The organism is Paenibacillus sp. WG02, assembly GCF_055396115.1.
This window is the reverse complement of sequence record NZ_AP036016.1, coordinates 8,356,628-8,375,043: the sequence shown is the minus strand read 5'-3', so window position 1 is coordinate 8,375,043 and position 18,416 is coordinate 8,356,628. Positions and strand designations below refer to the sequence as shown.

Sequence of the window (18,416 nt, the reverse complement as noted above, 5' to 3'; positions counted from 1 at the left end):
TTAATTTACATCATACAAATACAACACATAATCACTAGGTACGCCTGCATGTCCGAGTTGACGGAGCATCGAAGTGATGTTGCCGCGGTGGTAAGTGCCATGATTAACGACGTGGTGAACAAGCTCTTCGATGCTGGCATGCAAGATGCCATAGGTGGGATGCGGAAAGTCTTTCACAGCTTGCCAATCGGCACCGCTATTCAGAAAGGCTTTATAAGCCTCGGCTAGCTCCGAGAAGGCGGCCCCTAATTGTTTCAAGCTTTTCCCTTTGGTCTTTTCTTCAACAGTGACGAGCAGCCCTTTGGTTTGCTCATAGCTGCTTCCCTTCATGCCGGACAACCAGACAGTATCCACTCTGTATATATGCACAAGTCCGGCATAGATGGTTGGAAATACATTGCTCATCTCCTGCAGCAAAATCTCCTCCGGCAGTTCCTCTAAACGAGCGAAAACCCGCTTATTAGCCCATACATGATACTCGTAATTTTTGAGAATTTGAGTAGACATCGGATCAATCCTCTTTCATTTTTGCTTGATAAAGTTCTATTAATGTGCCATCTGCATCCCGAAAATGGGCAAGTCGTCCATTCCATGTCGGATGATTAAATGGTTCTTTGACAAATTCGATGCCTTTATCTGATAAACGCTGGTAGGTATCATCTATATTTTCAACTTCAATATTGAGTACAAAATTCGTTGCATAGCTGCCGTTTTGCCCTAAATCTTCTCCCAGTGCTTCGCCCATTGCTTTGCGGGACAGCAGCTCGATTCGAGCAGCGCCTGTGTTGAACAATGCGTATTCCATCGACTCCTCATACCAGTCAGTTTTCAATTCTAATTGATCCCGATAAAAAGCTGCGCTTTTGCGAAAATCATCTACCAAAATACGAACTTGTAATAAATTCATGTTCTTTCCTCCTTAGGTTTCGCTTAAGACCCATTGTAGCCCATCTTCACTGACAGAAACGGTCAGTCAAGCTGCGCGGCCGCATAATAATTGTATAATTGTTTAGTTACCTCAATCATTTGGTTTTGGAGCAGCTGCGGCTCTTTAATTTGAATGGTTCCCCCATAAGACAGAAGAAAGTATGGAAGCTCAGACAGGATGTATCGCTCTTCCAGTTTAAAATGAGCTTCAAGTTGCGAACGTGCTATCAACGCATGGGCTAGATACCAATGACCACATAGATCATCTAGAGCTTGCTCTCTTCCAGTAATTTTGACAGATATGAGTTCTTCTGGTTTATCTGAATCAGGCAGGACACCTGATAGAATAAATTTACGCGCCGAGAAATCAGCAGGTCGATCAAACGTCTTCTCCGTTGAATCCAACTTTCGAATACGATCGATACGAAAGCTTCGAATTTCTTTGCGAAGATGACAATGACCGACCACATACCATTTGCTTTTCCAGCAAACGAGTCCATAAGGATCCAAATGACGAGCTTCGGCTACAGATCCGTAGCCTTTTTGATAATGCATGAATAGCGTTACTCTTTGAGCTACCGCAATTTCCACTTCTTGAAGCAGGGATACTTGCGATGCATCAGCTTGAGGAAGAATAACGTCAAGACCTTGTTCATGCAGAGTGATTTGAGTGCGTTGTTCCTGATTGGTGTACATCTTCAGCTTGGCGACGGCCTGACTCAATTTCTCTCCAAACGGATACCCCGCCTCCTGGGCAAAGGCTGCAGCGTGAATTAACGCTTTTTGTTCATCCAGATCAAATACAAGCGGTGCTTCATTGAACTGACCGAGCAGGCTATAACCGCCATTATGGCCGGAATCCGATATAATCGGGACCCCGCTGGCACATAAGGCATCGATATATCGATAGACGGTTCGGATGTTAATTTCCAGCTTCTCAGCAAGCTGTTTGGCTGTTATTCGCTTCTGAGATTTGAGCAACCACAGGATAGAAAGCATATGATCTGCTTTTGACATAACCCGTACTCCTTTCACAGGAATGCTTTCCATGTGGCTTCATCATATCATTGATAGACCGATGAAAAAAACACCCAATCTCTGAGAGATAGGGCGCTAGTTTCTAATCATATATCGTTAAAATAACGTTATGCCGTACTCCTCAATTTTACGATATAGCGTCGTTCTTCCAATTTTCAATTGTCCGGCCGCCTTGCTAAGGTTCCATTCCGAGGCCTTCAGCGCCTTCTTGATCGCCGTGATTTCCGCGTCCTTCAACGTGAGTGGGTGATCTTTGCCTGATCCTGCTTGTTCTGCCTCGTCGGATTCTTCGAAAGATAGATGCTCAGCGTCAATCGCCTGTCCTCCAGCTAGGAAGACCGCTTGCATAAGAATGCCGCTAAGCTCTCTAATATTGCCCGGCCAGCTGTAGGTTAACAGCTTTTGCTGCGCTGCTTCCGTTATGAATGGACAGGGCGAAGCATGCTTCTGGAGTAAATGAACGGCTAATGTCAACATATCGCTTCTTTCCCGTAAGGACGGCAGCGTGATATGTATCCCCTTCAAGCGGTAATACAAATCAGTCCGAAATCGACCTGCCTTTATCTCCGTGGCCAAGTCCTTATTCGTTGCAGCAATGACTCTGATGTCAATTGCTTTGCTCTTCGCGCTGCCTACCGGAGTAATCGTGCCTTCCTGGAGTACTCTTAATAAAGCAGCCTGCGCACGTAGAGGCATGTCGCCTATTTCATCGAGAAAAATAGTACCCTTATGCGCGGCCTCGAATTTCCCGGCATTGCCGGCTTTGTTCGCTCCCGTGAAAGCGCCGCGAGCGTATCCGAACAATTCACTCTCGACCAGGCTGTCCGGGATGGCACTGCAATTCAGCGCAATGAACGGTTCCGCCGACCGGGTGCTAGCCGTATGAATGGATTGCGCGAACAATTCTTTCCCCACGCCGCTTTCACCCAATAATAAGACAGGAAAATCAGTCGCTGCCGCCTTCTTGGCCAGCTCTTTCTTCTGTATGATGGTCGGACACGTGCCGACAATATCCCTAAACGTATAGAAATGCTGCTCGTTTGCCGCCTGCTTCTCAATGGAGACGGACTGCCACAGCTTCTGATGCTCATTATGAATGGTTTCGACCGAAAAGCCTTCCAACTTCGTAAACACTTTGCCAATTGCGTCACTTCCAACAATGCGGATGGCGGCATGATTAGCACGAAGGATGCGGTTATCCCGGCTTAGAGAGAGCAGCGGTAAAGGATGATTTAGTGAGGAATGCTCGAGTTCTCTGAGGGTAATGAGATGCTCCTTCTTCGACTCTTCCAGCAGAATTTTGTTCTGCAAGGAATGGGCTGCCATACAGGCAAGTGTAAACGTATAGGCGTGGTAATTCTCTTGTTTGCCGCTAATATTGATGATACCGATCAGCTCGCCGATTGAATTGAAGACGGGTGCTGAGGCGCAGGTCAAGAAGTGATTGGAGTTGAAATAATGCTCTTCGGCATGCACACGTACGGGTTTTTTCTCTGCGAGGGCGACACCAATGGCATTGGTTCCTTTTCTTCTCTCGGCCCAATTTGCTCCTACTTGCAGCTGAACCGCTAACGCCCGGCGGGAGAAATCGATATCTCCAGCGGTGTGAATAATGGTTCCCTCCGAATCGATAAGCAGCGCCATCTGGCCGGTTTGCTTGATGCCTGTGTGCATTTGCTCGAATATTTGCTCCGTGTAATGTATGGTTTGCTCGTTTTGCCTTAATAGAGATTGAATGTGGCTTCCGGTTAAGATGTCATCGTCAATGGGGTCGGTGGGCATTAAACCAAGTTCGTGACAGCGCTTCCAAGATGACGCCGCCGCTTCTGATAAAAAGTTATTTTCCACGGATAGCAAAAAACATACACCTCCATTGCAATCGGTTTCCTAACCCGATCATATCATAGTTGCTTTTATTAATGGAGAGCTGAAAGAAAGAATGTCCCAAAATGGAACACTTCTGTTGTTTCAGAGCGGAACAAAAACGAGTAAGCGCTCACTATAAAGCCTTATTGGACGGCATTCTATAGGTTGGCACGATCCTTGCTAATATATTTAACGTATTCCATTTTAAGGAGGCTGAGCTAGATGATTTATGCACAACCTGGACAAAACGGATCAAAGGTTACATTTAAAAAACGGTACGAAAATTTTATTGGAGGACAGTGGACTGCGCCTGTTAAGGGCCAATACTTTGACAATCCATCACCTGTAAATAACCGTGTTTTCTGCGAGGTTCCACGCTCATCTTCAGAGGATATCGAGCTGGCTTTAGATGCCGCGCATGCTGCAAAGGACGCATGGGGGCGCACGTCCGTTGCGGAGCGTGCCGTCATTTTAAATAAAATTGCCGATCGCATGGAAGCGAATTTGGAAATGCTTGCGGTTGCCGAAACCTGGGATAACGGGAAGCCGGTTCGGGAAACGCTTGCGGCTGATCTGCCACTGGCGATCGATCATTTTCGCTATTTTGCAGGATGCATTCGCGCCCAGGAGGGCTCGCTCAGCCAATTGGATGATAATATGGTGGCTTACCATTTTAACGAGCCTCTTGGTGTCGTCGGTCAGATTATACCGTGGAACTTTCCGCTGCTTATGGCGACATGGAAGCTTGCTCCGGCACTTGCAGCCGGAAATGCGGTCGTTCTGAAACCCGCAGAGCAAACGCCGGCCTCCATATTGGTGCTGATAGAGCTCATCCAAGATTTGCTGCCGCCGGGCGTAATCAATATCGTCAACGGCTTCGGGCTTGAAGCGGGCAAACCGCTTGCCTCGAGCAGCCGGATCGCGAAAATAGCCTTTACTGGCGAGACGACGACAGGTCGCCTAATTATGCAGTATGCTTCGCAAAACCTGATACCGGTTACCTTGGAACTGGGTGGCAAGTCGCCGAACATTTTCTTTGAAGATGTGCTCGCTAGTGATGATGCTTTCTTCAATAAAGCGCTCGAAGGCTTTGCGATGTTCGCCCTGAATCAAGGTGAAGTCTGCACCAGCCCGTCACGCGCATTAATTCAGGAATCGATTTATGATCAATTTATGGAAAGAGCATTGAAGCGAGTCGCAGCCATCAAACAAGGCAACCCTCTGGATACGGAAACGATGATTGGTGCACAAGCCTCTACCGAGCAGGTTGAGAAAATTATGAGCTATATCCATATCGGTGCAGAGGAAGGTGCTGAATGTCTGATCGGCGGAGGCCGGGCAAAGGTGGAAGGAGATATTTCCGAAGGCTACTACATTCAGCCGACAGTTCTGAAGGGGCATAACAAAATGAGAATCTTCCAAGAGGAGATTTTCGGACCGGTTCTTTCCGTTACGACGTTCAAGGATCAGGAAGAAGCGCTGGCGATCGCGAATGACACGCTCTATGGTCTTGGCTCCGGTGTTTGGACGCGCGACATGAACACGGCCTACCGGATGGGGCGCAGTATTCAAGCCGGCCGCGTATGGACGAATTGCTACCATGCGTATCCTGCTCATGCGGCCTTCGGCGGATATAAGAGCTCGGGCATTGGCCGTGAGAATCACAAAATGATGCTCTCCCATTACCAGCAAACCAAAAATCTACTCGTCAGCTACAGCCCTGACGCACTGGGCTTCTTCTAAGGGAGCCGCACGATGACGATAGAAGTGAGCAAAGTTGTTGCTACCGATGCCGCTCTAGAGCTGATCGAAATCGTAAAGGCCAAGCATGGCCCTATCATGTTCCATCAATCCGGCGGCTGCTGTGATGGCAGCTCTCCGATGTGTTACCCGCAAGGTGAGTTTCTTATCGGCGACAGCGACGTATGGCTAGGGGATATAGGCGGCGCGCCCTTCTATATGAGCAAGTCGCAATACGAATATTGGAAGAATACGATGCTCATCATTGACGTGGTGCCCGGCAGAGGCGGGATGTTCTCGCTTGAGGGGCCGGAAGGGCGACGCTTTCTGACTCGCTCGAGGATGTTCTCGGATGAGGAGCGGCGTGTGTTAGGACTATAAGCTTTTTATAAGATAGGATCAACAACCCTGTTCTCTTCCTTGACGAAGGGAGCAGGGTTGTTTGAGCTGCAGGCAGAGTTTTACAAGAAAGGCTCTTCCCATATTCGGCTTATGACCATGAAGCAAATCGCAGAAAGGCTGTATGTGCATTGATTCAACGGTAAGCTGTCCCATAAATAATGGAAAGTTTTACAGAAGAGACTGTCGATTAATTCACAATTGGTATTCATAACTCCAAAATACGATTTTAGAGACATTCAGCGTTCGTGAGGGCTGAAGGGCTATCGTGGTTACCAATGTTGTATTTTTTACAACAATTAACACGCCAAAAGGATATTTTGCAACTTGAAGTTGCATTTCGTACAACATTTTGAGCTCATTTGATGCGAAATGGTCTATATTGGGCTAAATTGTTGTACATGATGCAACAATGAAGGGAGATAGGCGAGATTTAGGCATAAATTGTTGCACTTTCTACAACATCATTCAACAGCTAATATGAATTCAATCATCTAGCAACCTAAATTCTGCCTATATAACGATTGATCCCGATTTAAGACAAATCTATGTGGCCCGAAACAAAGTTTAAACTTTACATTTAAATCCTAAACTTTAAACTTTAAATCTTGTCTTTTAAATCGTGAAGTTTAGAGCTTAAATCTTAAACTTTGAATCTTAAACTTTGAAGTTTAAAGTTCATTCCAGCTAACTGCTAAAAATACCAATTACTCCAAATACCCTCTCAATTAGCCCTAGTAGCGCGAATGTTTATATAAACTCAAATAAGGCCTACGGAGAGGGGAATAGACTTGACAAAGAACGAAGTCTTAACCACTACCATCACGCTGTCTATTGATAATGGCAGCAGTCACGTTAAAGTGATTTACGACCATTTGGACAATAACTTTATTTTCCCTAATGTGCTAGCACAACCGTTTGGTGAACGATTTCTGTTGATGGAACAAGGTGATCCCTTGGATTTTCTTGACGTACAAATTACATCGCCTTCGATAGAGAGCGATCAGTACCGACATGTTTACGTGGGTAACTTAGCCATCGGTGACGAAGGGATTATTCATGAAATCGTTGGGGATAAAGCGGTGCAGAAGAAGGCCCAGAGACCCGAAACGATGGTGACTCTCCTTACGGCTGCAGCGTATGCCATTGCCAAGAAACATGAGGATGCCATCAAGCGAGGGAAAAAGCGGATCAAAGCCGCTGTCAATTTGGGTACAGGTCTGCCAATCCGTGAAATAACGAAATTCCGCGAGGAATTTGCTAATAAGATTACAGGAGGCGTACATTCCGTTACTTTCGGGACAACCCCCGTATTTAAAGGGATCACGGTAGAAATGGAATTTTCGCTTCCTACCGATATCAGCATAGACGATGTATCCGGTGTTTACGACCTGGAGGCAACTTCCAAATCGCATCTATCCCACAAAGGCTTCGGCATTGCGGATGTAGGCGGTGTTGATATGGATATCGCGTTCTTCAAACCCGGTCTCGATCTGGATCAGCGGCACTCAACCGGCGCTAAGATCTACCTCAATGATGCATTAGAGAGCATTCGCAACGAGGTTAACTCGCAAGGCGAGGAATTGATCGCAAGCACGGCAGAATTGACCCTCATGCTGGTCAACAAAGAGTATGAGATTTATGCGGAGGGCAAGGTTGTTTTTGACATGACAAGCCTGATTAACCGGCATATGCGTATTTTAGCGGAAAAAGTGCTGAAATACGCCCGCAACTCTTGGAAGCATGTTCGCTATGCCAATGAGTTTTGGTTTATCGGCGGTGGAGCGGTCGTGCTGCAGCCTTGGATTGAGAAGCTAAATGCTGAGCTGGGCTTGCCCATTAAGTTTGATACCGTGGAACACAGCCAATTCCGAAATGTGCGTGGCACCTTTCTTATGCTTGACCACGCGCTGAAGCATGAGGACGAAACCGCAGCGGCCAGTGCTAATTCTGAAGGAGTATCCGAGAGCGGGAGCGGTTCGGATTGAAAAAGCGTAGATCCACCGTTTACGTTCGCTCCGGTAAGGATGTTACCCTGTATATTCCGTCAGATACGCCGCCGGAGGTTATTGATTATTTGAACCAATTGAAAATGGAAGGCATTTTCAGTCAAGGAATCATGGATATTCTGACCAGATATGTTCGTGAAGAGCAATCGAATAAACGACCAGTTGCAGAATTATTTCCCGGGAAAGAAAGGGCCTCGGATAGGGATGAGGCCGTTTCGCTCGCAGAGAACTACAGTGACATGGAGTCGGCAGAGCCTATTGAACCTGCTCATGAAGCGAATGATGATTTCAACCAGCCAATGAAGGAGATCCCGAGTGCCAGTGATCAGAAAAAATTCAGCTTGGCGCAAATTTTCCGGCAGTCTCGGCACAATTCGGGTAAGCTGGTACAACCCTCGGATCAGGGTAACCATAATGAGTAGGTGAACTCCATGATTATGAAAAGGAGGACATCAGATGGACAACGGACAAGCTAAGGACGCAGCGCGTCATTTCAATCTTTCAGATGAAGTGTTTCACCATCCCGGCATGGATATTTATACACAAATGACATTTATCGTCTTGAAATGTTTTTCTTCGGAATCGAACATTCCAGGATTATCTGATATCGCTAAGCTCGGTCGCATGAGTATCAAGCAAGCGACTAAGGCTTTACAGCAGCTTGTGGAGCTGAGAATTGTCTCGCACAAAATCTTCCGCCGCATGGTGGGAGATTTCCAAGACGATCGGCTTTCGTGGGCTGCTAAGGGCTTGCTTACGTTTTGCAAAGAGAACCCGAACATCGACCTAAGCGATTTATTGGAGCTATCCAGCGAATCGGGCGAGGATGAGCATAGCATACGCAAGGCTCTTAAGGAATTGAACGAGTATGGGTACTTGGAAGAGTACCCTGTCTGGAGTAGAATCGCTAACTAAGGTATAGGTAAAAAAAGACCATGTTATCTACGCTTGTAGAAAACATGGTTTTTTTTAAGTTTGAAAGACTAGTAATATTCCATGTTTATAACCTTATGCAACATCATATGTAAGGGATATCAATTCAAATATTGTCGAATTACAATACAAGTTTTATAAATATAGGAGAAACCATTGAATTTCAACTAATAAAGAAGATCAAAAGTACTAGAATACATGCGGAGTATGACTTTCTAGTTAAATTTACCTATTCAAATTATTAGGAATATAGTATTATGGCAGAGATAGAAGTATCGAAATCTCAAGTGAAAAGGGCAAATCACAGGAAACTGTGAGACGCAAAGCCAAGGGCCTGACACGCGTATTAATAAACGCGGATGGCAGCCGGTTACCACAGGGAATCATAGTGTTTTTCTATGAACCTTGTTTAAGGTTCTTTTCTTTTTTTTGAGATCTATCAATCCTTATTATAAGAAGGGAAGGAATGTCAGATGTCAATGAAGAAATCAAGACAAATGTCTATGGTTCTCACGCTGCTTTTATTTGTTCAATTAATTTTTCCAGCATTACATGCGTGGGGAGCAACAGACAACGGAACCATCTTACCTCCAAGCAATCTTGCTGCTCAACTTCTTACTCCTGATGATGTGAAATTAACGTGGAGCCCGGTGTATGGAGCTACAGGATACACTGTATACAGCATCACCTATGGGCAGCTTATCAATGTCGGGACAACGACAACTGCTTCTTTTACCATGAATGACCTGGCAGAGGGCTCCTACAGTTATGTGGTATCTACTTTAAGTTCAAGTGGCGAATCGGGCCCATGTGCTCCTGTGAATATCAATATCACTTATCCGGATATGATTGCCCCGGCCACTTTAACGTACACCATACAGAATGGTAACAATATTGTTTTGAACTGGGGAACAGCTCCTAATGTACAAACATATAATTTGTATGAAAATCAAGTTGGTGGAAGAAAGTTAGTCTATTCAGGGACAGCAAGAACTTTTACAGTCAACAATGCCGCAGAGGGAATATATACATATACGGTAACAGCTAGTCATACTTTGTACGGCGAATCTCCAAACTCTGCTCCAGTAGAAGTTACTGTCGGCTACCCGACGATGACGGCTCCTAGCGGTTTAACGTATACGGTGGCTACCGATGACGTTACATTGAAGTGGAATACTACTGCTTATGCAACTGGCTATAATGTCTATCAAATTATTGATAATCAAAAAGTATTAAAAAGCAGTAAAATAACGGGAACAACCGTATCCTATATGAATTTGCCCGCTGGAAATTATACATACATAATTCACTCTTTCAGTGACCGTTTCGGAGAATCTGTTGAGGGCAGCACGATTTCATTAACCGTAGGATCAATGGTGCCGCCAAGCAACCTCACTTTTAAACTTCAAAATGTGAATGATTTGGTACTAACTTGGAGCGCTGCGACCAACGCGACCTCTTATAAGGTGTATCAAGTTATCAATGGAGAAAAAATATTGAAAAACACAGTAACCGGTACGACGGTTACATTTACGAATATGCAGGCAGGCGATTATGTATATGAAGTTCATTCGTCCAATAACTTGTTTGGCGAGTCGGTTGACGGCAGTACAGTTTCCTTGAGTGTAGGATCGGTTACGATGACTCCTCCGGTAACGTTTACTTCCAAACTGCAAAACCTGACTGATATTGTACTGACGTGGACGGTTGCACCCAATGCTACCTCCTATAATATCTATCAAGTTATTGGTGATCAAAAAGTACTGAAAAGCACAGTGACGGGCACGACGATTACCTACGTTAACATGCCTGCGGGTGATTATGTATACGAGGTTCATTCTGTTAGCACCCGTTTTGGTGAATCAGCTGAAGGAACACAAGCTGCCGTAACGGTAGGGGAAGTAGTCATGGCTGCTCCGGGGAATTTCGCATACAAATTTCAGAATGTAAATGACATCGTACTGACATGGACGGTTGCACCTAATGCTACGGCTTATAAAGTGTATCAAATCGTAGACGGTGCAAAGGTACTTAAAAGTACAGTAACCGGAATGACTGTGACCTATGCAAATATGTCGGCTGGCGATTACCTGTATGAGGTTCATTCCTATAGCGATCGATATGGGGAATCCGTGGCAGGGAGCCAGGTATCGATTACGGTAGATGCTGTAACCATGGCAGCTCCGGGAAATCCGACTGCAAAGGTTCAAAATGTGACAGATGTCGTATTAACATGGACTGCTGTTGCAAATACAACCAATTACAAAGTATATCAAGTTTCAGGCGGTCAAAAAGTATTGAAATCCACGGTGACAGGTACGACGGTAACTTATACAAATCTGGCAGCAGGGGATTACACGTATGAAATTCACTCGAATTCCACACGATTTGGAGAATCGGCTGAAGGTGCTCAGGTAACTTTCTCTATCGTACTTCCAACGATACTGCCACCAACCAATTTGGTGCAGAGTGTAACATCGGCTACGGCGTTTTCTTTAAACTGGGACGCAGCAGCAAATGGTAACAGCTATAAAGTGTATCAAATAATAAATGGTCAAAAAGTATTGAAAAGCACAGTAGCTACAACTACGGTATCTTATACCAATATGCAGCCTGGTGATTATACGTATGAAGTTCATACGGTTTCAACACGATTTGGAGAATCAGTAGACGGCGTGCAATTGACATTCACTTTGAATGGGCAAACGATGCAAGCTCCGGCTAGCCTGACTTACAGTTTGGCAAATGTGAATGATCTGACCTTGAGGTGGACATCAGTACCTTACGCAACGAGCTATAAAGTGTACCAGGTTATTGATAGCCAAAAGGTTCTGAAAAGCACATTAACAGGCCTAACCGTAACCTATACTAATATTCCTGGTGGGGATTATCATTATGTAGTTGATTCCTACTCAACGATTTTAGGAGAATCCCCGGAGGGTGCTGAGGTAAGCTTCAATTTGACTCTTCCGACAATGGTAGGGCCGGGTAATCTGGCAGCTAAAGTACAGAATGGTAACGATGTGGTTTTAACTTGGGATACAGTACCCTATGCTAACAGCTACAAAGTTTATGAAGTCGTGAATGGTGTAGAGGTTCTGAAAAGTACAGTGACCACGTTGACAGTAACGTACACGAATGTAACAGCTGGGGATCATACGTATGTTGTTCACTCTGTGAGTACTAAATTCGGAGAGTCGCTGGAAGGAAGTAAAGTGAACCTCTCCATGGTTTTCCCAGTGATGCAAGCACCGGGAAGTCTGACCCAGACGATAGCAAACGGTAATGACATTACCTTAAAATGGGTAGCTGTCCCTTATGCAAACTCTTATAAGGTATATCAAATCGTTGATGGCCAGAAGGTATTGAAAAGCACTGTGACCACTACTTCCGTAAGCTATCTTAGCTCACCAGCGGGCGATTATAAGTATGAAGTCCATTCATACAGTAGTCGTTACGGTGAATCACAAGAGGGTAGCCAGGTTAGTTTTACCCTTGATCAGAATTGGACAGTTGCACCGGATCAAGTAACCCAAACGATTACGAACGGTAATGATATCACCCTGCAATGGGGGGCCGTCGCAAACGTAGCATCTTATAACATTTATCAAGTAATTAACGGTGAGAAAGTTCTGAAGAAATCACAAGCGGCAACATCAGTTACATTTGCAAACATGCCTGAAGGAGAATACACGTATGAAGTTCATTCTTACGGAACTCGATTCGGGGAATCTCCAGATGGAGCTAGTGTAAGCTTTACCTTGGATTTCCCTGTGATGCAGGCACCTACTACATTAACGCAGACGATTGCGAATGGGAATGATATTACTTTAAAGTGGGGAACCTCAACTTACGCTACATCTTATAAAGTTTATCAAGTAGTTGATGGTGAAAAGGTGTTGAAAAGCACACTGACCGGAACAACTGTAACATATACCAACATGCCAGCAGGCGACTATACCTATGAAGTGCACTCCTATAGCAGCCGTTTTGGTGAGTCCCCAGAGGGACGTCAGCTCACGTTTACGCTGGTACATCCGATCATGCAAGCGCCGGCTAATGTAACGAAAAGTATAACGAATGGCAACGACATTTCTTTATTGTGGGGAACTTCAACTTATGCTAATACCTATAAAGTTTATCAAGTAGTAGATGGCCAAAGAGTGCTGAAAAGTACACAGACGGGCACTGCGATAGGATTTTACAACATGCCTGCTGGAGACTATACCTATGAAATTCATTCATACAGCAGTCGCTTTGGTGAGTCTCCGGAGGGAGGAGAGCTCACATTTACACTGGTACATCCGATCATGCAAGCTCCAAGTAATGTAACAAAAAGTGTGACAAATGGCAATGACATTACCTTATCGTGGGGAACCTCTACTTACGCTACGGCTTATCGTGTCTACCAAATCGTAGATGGTCAAAGAGAATTGAAAAAAACACAAACGGGTACAACCTTAACGTTTACCAACATGCCAGAAGGTGACTACAATTATGAGATTTACTCCTATAGTGATCGTTTCGGTGAATCGCCGAAGGCGGGTGTCTCAGCTTTCACTTTGACATGGCCGGTACTTCAGCCGTCACAATTGAAAGGAACAGTCACGAACGCTAATAATCTGACATTAACTTGGACGACAGCAACTTGGGCTAATGAATATCGTGTATATGAAGTGTCAGACGGAACACGTCAGTTAATCTATAAAGGTACGGCTCTAACAACCCAGATCTATAACCTGAGTGAGAAAACGCATAATTATGAATTAGTCATTTATAATACACGTTTTGGTGAGTCTGCACCTTCCAATCGGTTAACATTTGATATTATTTACCCTGATATGCAGTCTCCAGTGGCAGGTTTGAGGCTGCTAAGTCCAACAAGCGCTGTAATTACATGGAATTTTATCACATACGCTAATGGTTATAACGTATATGAAATTGTAAATGGACAACCGGTACTGCTGGTTAAAAACTTAAACAACCTGTCTTACACAGTAAATAACCTATCTTATGCGAACCACCTGTATTATGTATCATCGTATAGTAATTCATTTGGTGAATCGGATCCTTCCAATACAGTTGAGGCAAAGCTGATCATCGATACTGAGGCACCGGTAACGACAGCAACTGCACCAGCGGATTGGACGAATCAAAATGCAGCAGTAACATTGTCGGCAATCGATAATGAAACGGGAGTGGCAAATACGTTCTATTCTTTGAACGACCAAGCTTTCGTGTCCGGAACTGCCGTTACTGTTAGTCAAGAAGGCAATAATAAAGTATCTTATTATTCTGTAGATAAAGTAGGCAACACGGAAGCGACAAAAATCATTTATGTGAAAATTGACAAAACGGCTCCGGTAACAAAGGCAAGCAATATTCAAGGTTGGTCTAAAGAAGCAATTGTGACGCTGGCGGCTACAGATGATCAAAGCGGCGTAGCCAAGACGCTGTACTCCGTGAACGGCGGAGTCTATGCAGAAGGTACGAGTGTGACAGTGAGCCAAGAAGGCGTGAGCCAAGTGAGCTTCTACTCGGTTGACCAAGCGGGCAACGCAGAGAAGGCACAGAGTGTAGAAGTGAAGATTGACCGCACGGCACCAGTAACTACAGCGACCGCGACAGAAGGTTGGACGAAGTCCGATGCAATCGTGACGCTGGCAGCTGCGGATAGCCAAAGCGGCGTAGCCAAGACGTTGTATTCCGTGAACGGCGGAGTCTATGCAGAAGGTACGAGTGTGACAGTGAGTCAAGAAGGCGTGAGCCAAGTGAGCTTCTACTCGGTTGACCAAGCGGGCAACGTAGAGAAAGCACAGAGCGTAGAAGTAAAGATTGACCGCACGGCGCCTGTAACTACAGCGACCGCGACAGAAGGTTGGACGAAGTCCGATGCAATCGTGACGCTGGCAGCTGCGGATAGCCAAAGCGGCGTAGCCAAGACACTGTATTCCGTGAACGGCGGAGTCTATGCAGAAGGTACGAGTGTGACAGTGAGTCAAGAAGGCGTGAGCCAAGTTAGCTTCTACTCGGTTGACCAAGCGGGCAACGCAGAGAAGGCACAGACGGTAGAAGTGAAGATTGACCGCACGGCACCAGTAACTACAGCGACCGCGATAGAAGGCTGGACGAAGTCCGATGCAATCGTGACGCTGGCAGCTGCGGATAGTCAAAGCGGCGTAGCCAAGACGTTGTATTCCGTGAACGGCGGAGTCTATGCAGAAGGTACGAGTGTGACAGTGAGTCAAGAAGGCGTGAGCCAAGTTAGCTTCTACTCGGTTGACCAAGCGGGTAACGCAGAGAAGGCACAGACGGTAGAAGTGAAAATCGACCGCACGGCGCCAGTAACTACAGCGACCGCGACAGAAGGCTGGACGAAGTCCGATGCAACCGTGACGCTGGCAGCTGCGGATAGTCAAAGCGGCGTAGCCAAGACGTTGTATTCCGTGAACGGCGGAGTCTATGCAGAAGGTACGAGTGTGACAGTGAGTCAAGAAGGCGTGAGCCAAGTTAGCTTCTACTCGGTTGACCAAGCGGGTAACGCAGAGAAGGCACAGACGGTAGAAGTGAAAATTGACCGTACGGCACCAGAAATCACAATGAATTTGAGTGGCGAGTTCAAGCTCAACACGATGTTAACATTAAGTTATTCTACGCGAGATATTTTGTCGGGCATTGTTTCCGAAAAAATGACAATTACGGCACCAGGCGAATCTATAGGCAAACCAATTGCTAATGGAAGTGCAATCAAATTGGATAAGCCTGGGAGCTATATAATCACAGTAACTGCAAGCAATGCTGCAGGCTTAAGTACTACGATTCAAAAACAATTTGTTGTTTACATTGCTGGCTCCATTGAAGTAACACCAACAGTAATCAAAGGCAATAATGGTGTGTTTACCGTTCGTGTGAATTTACCAGAAGGGTTCAAAAGCGAAGGATTTGATCTTAATACGGCTGTGCTCAATGGCGTTAAGGCATTATCTAGCAACAATGGTTATTATAATCAAGCAAAGAATGGACAATTCAAGTTCGAACGCTCCGATTTTACTTGGACAGGACCAAATGAAAACCTAGAATTCCGAGGCTATGTAAATGGATTTTTGGTAATCGGTCAGACCATAGTGAAAGTACAAAAGTAATGTAAGGAAATAACCAAGCGGCGAATAATAAGCATAAAGATCCCCAAGTTCACCCTAATGTGAGCTTGGGGATCTTTGTGCTTAACTTGTAAGGAGGAATGAACAATATATTTTGGTTCCTATGTCTTGTTGTGACTCCCCGATTAAAGCAACGCCCTAAGCTCACGCTGATACTTGTTCAAATGGGCGGCAGTCGGAATAATCTTTTTGGCCAGACGAATACCGCCAATCCTAATGTTTCGGACCACATGATAAGGTGCAGATAAAAGGGCATGAAGAAGGCTGAGATCAGATGAGCTTAACGGACGATATCTCTGATAATAATCGATCCAATGAAGCATCTCCGTACCGTCCCAGAGGCAGTTTCGATGAAGAATATGGGACAAATCCTTCATTCTAGTGTGGAGCGAAGTGTTGTCAAAATCGATCAAATGCAGCTTCTGCCGCTTGTCTTTCATCAGATTGGGATAATTGTAATCGCCATGAACAAAGGCGGAAGCCCTTTGTTCCGTATCGATGGCCTCTATTACTTTGGGTTGTTGTAAATGGTCTAGTACATCCTCAGTAAGTGCTGCTAAATGCTCTGTAATTTTGTAAGAGCTGAGCAGAGTTTTATATTCGGTAATTTCATGTTCCAGCCCTGAATATCGAATTCTTGCTTCCCGAGCTTCGGCTATAGGAAACCCTTCAGCGATGGCATGGAACTTGGCTAAGGTTCGAATGCCTTTCTTTAAGTCCTTTCTCCTCGTAAAGTCCGGCCTCTCCCCGTCAACCCAATTCGTTAACGTGTAGAAATGGCTATCATAAGCCATGTAGGGGGATTGCTCCACCGTAGGAGAAATTTTCTGACCACGAGTAAAACCGCGCTCATCCATATAGGATAGGATACGGGTAATAAAGCGGACTTCCTCTTCAGGGAACGCGTAGCTTTTTAAACAATAGGACCCGTCTGTCGTCCGAATTTGACAAATATCTTTGATTTGAAGGGCTTCTTTTATTTTTATGCCATACATTTGTTCAACCTGTGACATCATGGACATCTTCCTGGACAACTTCCTGGACATTTTCATGCTCATTCTCCTTAGGGATTGATTTTGTCCATTCATCTAATAATTTCATTGCTTTTAATCGGGGATGCCAGGTTTGTTCCAAAATATTGAGCATTTCACGGCTTCTTGAGCGATTAGGGAACCGAGTAGCGTGCCAAGCTTCCCGAGGTAATCCGTATAAATACAAAATTAATTTGCGCTCGGTCTCGTCTAACGGACGGCGTTCTTCGTACCCCTTTAACAACGCTAGTATAAAATCGGGATTGAATTGTGTTGTGTTCATGAGCGCTTTCGCTAGATCCACATAGATGGAGCCCACTTTAACACGGTCCCAATCGATAATGAACAGCTGGCCTTTTCCAGAAATAATGACATTAGGGGAAGTGATATCGTTGTGGATCAATGTGGGGCGTTCCGATTCCTTCTCCAAAAGATCTTCGATCTCGGGACTGCTTAAATAAGCCCAGGCTTGCTCGGTAAGGCGCTTACAGTACTTTCCGTATTTTTTGTACCACTTGCGGCTCCGCTCATGTCTTTGGATAGCTTTTTCCATTCGTGTACGAAAGAGGCTATCTTGGATTTTCCATAATTGGATTTGTTTACGGGTGAAGGGCCCTTTCGTGTCAAGATGACCACTGGGGATCATATGTAGGGTGGCAAGGGCCCGGCCAAGCTCCTCATAATCTTCGGTTGTTTCCAGATTTCTTCCTTTTATCCATTCCGTCATATAGAAGGGGCGTCCGTGGTGTAATGTCCATAACGTTCCTGAGCGGGTTGTTAGCCATTTGGGCATGTAACTGAATCCGCTATTTATCAAGAGTTCTATATTCTCTGCTGTTGATTTCATTTGATTAAGGGTACTAGAGCGGAGGAGTGTATTTCGAAAAAAAGGCTTCACGGCATAGGTGCCCGTTTTCGTTTGTACTTGAATAATCGCATTTTCTTTGTAAAAGGATGCAACCGTGCCTGACCGGAGCGGCCGCAGGCCGAAGTGGCGAGTAATCTTGCGAATTTGGTGTTTCGAATAGGGATTTGCCATGTGGCAACCTCGCTTTATTTAAGATGGGTGAAGGAGTAGTTATTAGCTAGACTATTCAATCATGGGTACATCTGTATGGTCTAATAACACGAGTGCTGCAAAAACTTTCCATTCGAACAGCGGGGATACGAAAAAATGACCGGTCAACATCATTCGGCCGAGAATGTGGATTCTATTTCATACATGTATTCTTCAACGTAAAAAGACCCGAGAGAGGTCACTTTTTTCAGTAGATAAGAAAGTATAAGTTTTATACTTTTGCTTCGCATCTACC

12 protein-coding genes and 1 riboswitch are annotated in these 18,416 nt (G+C 45.2%); of the genes, 6 read left to right on the top strand and 6 right to left on the bottom strand.

The genetic code is table 11. The features are described from left to right. The 4 genes from ACBP55_RS37890 to ACBP55_RS37875 form a co-directional block, all read right to left on the bottom strand. On the bottom strand, positions 1–507 hold the full coding sequence (locus tag ACBP55_RS37890; RefSeq protein ID WP_464648769.1) for a DinB family protein: 507 nt from the start codon (positions 505–507) through the stop codon (positions 1–3). A 4-nt stretch (positions 508–511) separates the two neighbouring features. Continuing rightward, positions 512–907, bottom strand: coding sequence for a VOC family protein (locus ACBP55_RS37885; protein WP_464648767.1), 396 nt, complete (start codon positions 905–907; stop codon positions 512–514). Between the two features lie 62 nt (positions 908–969). Further along, positions 970–1,944, bottom strand: coding sequence for a helix-turn-helix transcriptional regulator (locus ACBP55_RS37880; protein ID WP_464648766.1), 975 nt, complete (start codon positions 1,942–1,944; stop codon positions 970–972). Between the two features lie 117 nt (positions 1,945–2,061). Continuing rightward, positions 2,062–3,813, bottom strand: coding sequence for a sigma-54-dependent Fis family transcriptional regulator (locus ACBP55_RS37875; RefSeq protein ID WP_464653566.1), 1,752 nt, complete (start codon positions 3,811–3,813; stop codon positions 2,062–2,064). A 240-nt stretch (positions 3,814–4,053) separates the two neighbouring features. Here ACBP55_RS37875 and adh point away from each other — a divergent pair, with 240 nt between their 5' ends. The 6 genes from adh (at position 4,054) to ACBP55_RS37845 (ending at position 16,054) form a co-directional block, all read left to right on the top strand. After that, on the top strand, positions 4,054–5,574 hold the full coding sequence (gene adh, locus ACBP55_RS37870; protein WP_464648764.1) for an aldehyde dehydrogenase: 1,521 nt from the start codon (positions 4,054–4,056) through the stop codon (positions 5,572–5,574). Between the two features lie 12 nt (positions 5,575–5,586). Then, on the top strand, positions 5,587–5,952 hold the full coding sequence (locus ACBP55_RS37865) for a DUF779 domain-containing protein (protein WP_464648762.1): 366 nt from the start codon (positions 5,587–5,589) through the stop codon (positions 5,950–5,952). Positions 5,953–6,761: 809 nt separating this feature from the next. Next, the gene (locus tag ACBP55_RS37860; RefSeq protein WP_464648761.1) at positions 6,762–7,958 is read left to right on the top strand and encodes an Alp7A family actin-like protein; all 1,197 of its coding nucleotides are present in this window, start codon (positions 6,762–6,764) and stop codon (positions 7,956–7,958) included. Next, the gene (locus tag ACBP55_RS37855; RefSeq protein WP_464648759.1) at positions 7,955–8,401 is read left to right on the top strand and encodes a hypothetical protein; all 447 of its coding nucleotides are present in this window, start codon (positions 7,955–7,957) and stop codon (positions 8,399–8,401) included. The genes ACBP55_RS37860 and ACBP55_RS37855 overlap by 4 nt, the downstream gene beginning before the upstream one ends. Positions 8,402–8,435: 34 nt before the next feature. Continuing rightward, positions 8,436–8,894: a hypothetical protein gene (locus tag ACBP55_RS37850; RefSeq protein ID WP_464648758.1), complete on the top strand. Its 459-nt coding sequence runs from the start codon at positions 8,436–8,438 to the stop codon at positions 8,892–8,894. Between the two features lie 303 nt (positions 8,895–9,197). Further along, a riboswitch (cyclic di-GMP riboswitch) is annotated at positions 9,198–9,290 on the top strand. A 95-nt stretch (positions 9,291–9,385) separates the two neighbouring features. Beyond that, positions 9,386–16,054, top strand: coding sequence for an OmpL47-type beta-barrel domain-containing protein (locus ACBP55_RS37845; RefSeq protein WP_464648756.1), 6,669 nt, complete (start codon positions 9,386–9,388; stop codon positions 16,052–16,054). 143 nt (positions 16,055–16,197) lie between these two features. On the opposite strand, the gene ACBP55_RS37840 is transcribed toward ACBP55_RS37845, so the two are convergent. Together ACBP55_RS37840 and ACBP55_RS37835 are read right to left on the bottom strand one after the other, a co-directional pair. After that, on the bottom strand, positions 16,198–17,088 hold the full coding sequence (locus ACBP55_RS37840; protein WP_464648754.1) for a phosphotransferase: 891 nt from the start codon (positions 17,086–17,088) through the stop codon (positions 16,198–16,200). Beyond that, positions 17,072–18,142 (bottom strand): phosphotransferase, encoded by a 1,071-nt coding sequence (locus tag ACBP55_RS37835; RefSeq protein WP_464648752.1) that lies wholly within the window; start codon positions 18,140–18,142, stop codon positions 17,072–17,074. Before ACBP55_RS37835 ends, ACBP55_RS37840 begins: the two co-directional genes overlap by 17 nt. Positions 18,143–18,416: the final 274 nt, after the last annotated feature.